Genomic DNA, 812 nt, shown 5'->3' with positions numbered 1-812 from the left:
CACGGCAGGGTTCATGACTGGGGTGAAGTCGTAACAAGGTAGCCGTATCGGAAGGTGCGGCTGGATCACCTCCTTTCTAGAGGCTTGTGTCTCAAGCCTAGCGTTCACACTTATCGGTTTGTTTGCTGTTACAGCCAAGGGTCTGTAGCTCAGGTGGTTAGAGCACCGTCTTGATAAGGCGGGGGTCGTAGGTTCAAGTCCTACCAGACCCACCAAGTTATCCGAAGGGGGATTAGCTCAGCTGGGAGAGCACCTGCTTTGCAAGCAGGGGGTCGTCGGTTCGATCCCGTCATCCTCCACCACTACCTGGTACCTTGGATTGGTTGTCAAATGAAAGCGCTTCGCGACGCTGAGTTGCGAGTGTTTCCATTTGGCATTGCCAAGCGATCGAATGATCGGCTGTTCTTTAAAAATATGGGATGTAGTAAAGGTGTCGCGAAGCGTTGATGAGACGCTGCAGTACAAAACGCGATACCGGGTTGTGATTGTATCAACCAAAATGTATTTAAGTGATCGAAAGATGACTTGGAATACGGCACAAATGCGAGAACTCATCCTGTAGCGACTGTTTCGAGCAATCGAGACACACTCGTTATAGGGTCAAGCGAACAAGTGCATGTGGTGGATGCCTTGGCGATCACAGGCGATGAAGGACGCGGTAGCCTGCGAAAAGCTTCGGGGAGCTGGCAAACAAGCTTTGATCCGGAGATGTCCGAATGGGGAAACCCGGCCCGAATGGGTCATCCCTGACTGAATACATAGGTCAGGGAAGCGAACGCGGCGAACTGAAACATCTAAGTAGCTGCAGGAAC

At 51.7% G+C, this 812-nt stretch carries 2 tRNA genes and 2 rRNA genes; all 4 read left to right on the top strand.

What is annotated here, in order from left to right:
* Positions 1-76, top strand: a 16S ribosomal RNA gene (locus AC1Q7H_RS39805); the annotation flags it as partial.
* A gap of 62 nt (positions 77-138) precedes the next feature.
* Positions 139-215, top strand: a tRNA-Ile gene (locus AC1Q7H_RS39800).
* 11 nt (positions 216-226) lie between these two features.
* A tRNA-Ala gene (locus AC1Q7H_RS39795) sits at positions 227-302 on the top strand.
* A 296-nt stretch (positions 303-598) separates the two neighbouring features.
* A 23S ribosomal RNA gene (locus AC1Q7H_RS39790) occupies positions 599-812 on the top strand; the annotation flags it as partial.

This window comes from Cupriavidus sp. GW823-FHT06D04 (genome assembly GCF_058795055.1).
Note: the sequence above shows the minus strand (reverse complement) of the source record. Positions and strands in the feature narration are given on the sequence as shown.